General features: G+C 68.8%; 6 protein-coding genes. 4 read left to right on the top strand and 2 right to left on the bottom strand.

Going from position 1 to position 3,379, the window contains the following annotated elements; all coding sequences use genetic code 11:
* From G6018_RS14275 to G6018_RS14260, 4 genes are all read left to right on the top strand, one after another.
* Positions 1-239, top strand: a 239-nt coding sequence (locus G6018_RS14275; RefSeq protein WP_182639973.1) for a GNAT family N-acetyltransferase, incomplete at its 5' end; no start/stop codon positions are given.
* A gap of 13 nt (positions 240-252) precedes the next feature.
* Positions 253-1,053: an exodeoxyribonuclease III gene (locus tag G6018_RS14270; RefSeq protein ID WP_179523457.1), complete on the top strand. Its 801-nt coding sequence runs from the start codon at positions 253-255 to the stop codon at positions 1,051-1,053.
* Between the two features lie 37 nt (positions 1,054-1,090).
* Entirely contained in the window at positions 1,091-1,984 is an 894-nt protein-coding gene (gene ppk2, locus G6018_RS14265; protein ID WP_182639972.1) for a polyphosphate kinase 2, read from the top strand.
* 124 nt (positions 1,985-2,108) lie between these two features.
* Positions 2,109-2,525: a CoA-binding protein gene (locus G6018_RS14260; RefSeq protein WP_182639971.1), complete on the top strand. Its 417-nt coding sequence runs from the start codon at positions 2,109-2,111 to the stop codon at positions 2,523-2,525.
* A gap of 28 nt (positions 2,526-2,553) precedes the next feature.
* On the opposite strand, the gene G6018_RS14255 is transcribed toward G6018_RS14260, so the two are convergent.
* Both G6018_RS14255 and G6018_RS14250 read right to left on the bottom strand, forming a co-directional pair.
* Complete coding sequence (locus G6018_RS14255) at positions 2,554-2,991, bottom strand: CD225/dispanin family protein (RefSeq protein WP_179523460.1); 438 nt, start codon at positions 2,989-2,991, stop codon at positions 2,554-2,556.
* A 90-nt stretch (positions 2,992-3,081) separates the two neighbouring features.
* Positions 3,082-3,379: crosslink repair DNA glycosylase YcaQ family protein (locus tag G6018_RS14250; protein WP_182639970.1), on the bottom strand; the 298-nt coding region annotated here is incomplete at its 5' end.

Below are 3,379 nucleotides of genomic sequence, written 5' to 3'. Positions count from 1 at the left end.
CGTGCGTGCAGACGGCCGACGCCCACCGCCGCCGCGGGCTCGCCGAGGTGGTCACCGGCGCGCTCGTCGCGTGGGGGCGGGCGCTGGGTGCCGAGGAATGTCACCTCCACGTGTTCGCGGACAACTCGGCCGGTCGCGGCCTGTGGGCCAAGCTCGGGTTGGCCCCGCATCACTCGATGCGTCACCTCGTCGTCGTCGAGGGTTCGGCTCCACGGTCCGCGCGATCCGACACGGGGTAATAGACTGCTCGCCATGCGCCTGGCCACCTGGAATGTGAACTCGATCAGAGCTCGACGGGACCGGGTCGTGGCCTGGCTGGAACGCTCCAACGTGGACGTCCTGGCCATGCAGGAGACCAAGTGCAAGGACGACCAGTTCCCGCACGAGGCGTTCGAGGAGCTGGGGTACCAGGTCGCCCACCACGGTCTCAGCCAGTGGAACGGCGTGGCCGTGGCCTCCCGGGTGGGGCTCGACGACGTCCGGCTGGGCTTCGACGACATGCCCGGTTTCCACAAGGATCCCGAGGTCACGCAGGACCCGGAGGCGCGCGCCATCTCGGCGGTGTGCGACGGCGTCCGCGTCTACAGCCTCTACGTGCCCAACGGTCGCGAACTGGCGGATCCGCACTACACCTACAAACTCGAGTGGCTGGCCCGGCTCCGCGACCACGCCTCCGCCGAGCTCGCCGCCGACCCGTCCGCGCAGGTGGCGCTGGTGGGTGACTGGAACGTGGCGCCGCACGACGACGACGTGTGGGACATGGAGGTCTTCGACGGCAAGACCCACGTCTCGGAGCCCGAACGCCAGGCCTTCGCCGCCTTCGACGGAGCGGGCTTCCGCGAGGTCACCCGCGAGTACACCCCGGGCCCCGGCGTCTACACCTACTGGGACTACACCCAGCTGCGCTTTCCCAAGAAGCAGGGCATGCGCATCGACTTCCAGCTGCACTCACCGGAGTTGGCCGCTCGGGTGACGGGCGCGTTCATCGATCGCGAGGAGCGCAAGGGCAAGGGCGCCTCCGACCACGCGCCCGTCGTCGTGGACCTCGACTAGCACCGCCACCTCGTCTCAGCATCAGGAGCCCCCACCGATGTCCACGTTCCAACTCCGCCACTACATCGACCGGCTGCGCGCCGAGGGCTTCACCGTCCGCGACGACCACGGTGAGGACCCCGACCTCATCGACATCAACGGCAGGGCCGTGGACACGTGGCGGGAGAACTACCCGTACGACCACCGGCTGGACCGCAACCAGTACGAGGTGGAGAAGTACCTGCTGCAGATCGAGCTGCTCAAGTTCCAGAACTGGCAGGCCGAGTCGGGTCACCGGCACGTGATCGTGTTCGAGGGCCGGGACGCCGCCGGCAAGGGCGGGACGATCAAGCGGTTCACCGAGTACATCAACGTGCGCCAGGCCCGCGTGGTGGCGCTGATCAAGCCCACCGAGACCGAGCTGTACCAGTGGTACTTCCAGCGCTACATCAGTCATCTGCCCACCCGCGGCGAGCTCGTGATGTTCGACAGGTCCTGGTACAACCGGGCCGGCGTCGAGCGGGTGATGGGGTTCTGCACCGACGCCCAGTACTCCACGTTCATGGAGCAGGCGCCCATGTTCGAGAAGATGCTCGTGGATTCCGGCATCGGGCTGACCAAGTTCTGGTTCTCGGTCACCCGGGAGGAGCAGAAGACCCGGTTCGCGATCCGACAGTTGGACCCGGTGCGGCGGTGGAAGCTCTCCCCGATGGACCTGGAGTCCCTGGACAAGTGGGACAAGTACACCGCCGCCAAGGAGGAGATGTTCCGGCGCACCGACACCGACTGGGCGCCCTGGATCACCATCAAGTCCAACGACAAGAAGCGGGCGCGCATCAACGCGATGCGCCACTTCCTCAACCAGTTCGACTACCCGGAGAAGGACCCGCAGGTCGTTTTCGAGCCCGACCCGAAGATCGTCCGGCGCGGCAAGGTCGCCGTCGGGGACTGACTGAGCCTGCGAAGGAAGACCCCGCGCACAGGCCCCGTCGGGGACTGACTGAGCGTGCGAAGGAAGGCCCCGCGCACAGGCCCCGTCGGGGAATGTCCGCGCGGCGCCGCGCATTGCACTGGGTATGAGCCACACGAATGATCCGACCGTCATCACTCGCCTGCTCTCGGATCGCGGGCGGTGGGCCGTGGTGGGCCTGTCCTCGAATGCCGGACGCACCGCGTACGGGATCGCCGCCTACGTCCGGGACCTGGGCCACGAGATCGTCCCGGTCCATCCGAAGGCCGAGACGGTCCACGGGCAGCAGGGATACCCGGACCTGGCGTCGGTGCCCGGGGAGATCGACGTCGTGAACGTGTTCGTCAACTCGCACCTCGCGGGCGGAGTCGTCGACGAGGCCATCGCCCGGGGGGCGAAGGCCGTCTGGCTGCAGCAGGGAGTGATCGACGAGGGCGCCGCCCGGCGGGCCGCGGAGGCCGGTCTGGACGTGGTGATGGACACGTGCCCGGCCATCGAGGCACCGCGGCTGGGATTGATCTAAAGGCGCGGTCGAGTCCGCACGCCGGGGATCAGTACCCGACGGAGGCCAGCCCCACCATGGCGATGATGAAGACGAAGTAGAGGACCACGAGTCCCCCGAAGATGGCCAGCGAGATGAGGCCCAGCTTCTTGGCGGAGGCGCTCGCGGCCTCGGCCTCGGCGTGGTGGCCGGCCGCCCACAGCGGGTAGACGTCCGCGGCGCGGGTCATCGCGACGAACGACAGCGGCCAGAAGAACAACAGCGAGGCCACCGCCCACCCGATGTTCGACGGCGGGCCGGGTCGGGTGGCCCCGGGGGAGCCGGTGAACGCCCCGGTGCCCTGACCCCCGTAGCCGGGGTTCTGGCCGTACGAGGGTGCGCTCTGACCGTAGGACGAGTCCTGCCAGTAGCCGGACTCCTGTCCGTGGGACTGGCCCGCCCCGAACGGGGAGTCGGAGGGGGAACCGGGGTAGCTCGGGTTCGTCATGACCGAATCGTATCCCCGGAGTGAGGTCGGCCGAAACACCCTCCTACCGAACGGACGGCCCCCATCCGACCGGTGCCGCGCGTGCCGCCGTCAGGTCGGATGCCTGCGGAACGCCCGCGCGATCCCCGTCGACTGCCGCCCGGACAGAGTCGCGAACGGCGCGGTCTCGATGCGACGCCGGCCGCCCGAGCCCACCGTTCTCCACGTGGCGATCACCCTGCTCCGGTGCACCACCGTCCGCCGGAACACACCGTTGTTGCCGGGAACGATCAATCCGGCGTGGTCCGGGTCCACCGCGTGGGACCGGTCGCCGTAGCCGAGCAGGTATTCGTCGAATCCCGGGAGCAGGAGCACTGAGTCCGCGGACCGACCCGCAGCGGCCAGCCGA

Source organism: Dietzia sp. DQ11-44, assembly GCF_014145205.1.
GTDB classification, from domain to species: domain Bacteria; phylum Actinomycetota; class Actinomycetes; order Mycobacteriales; family Mycobacteriaceae; genus Dietzia; species Dietzia natronolimnaea.
The sequence above is the reverse complement of the archived record's forward strand: the minus strand, read 5'-3'. Positions and strand labels throughout refer to the sequence as shown.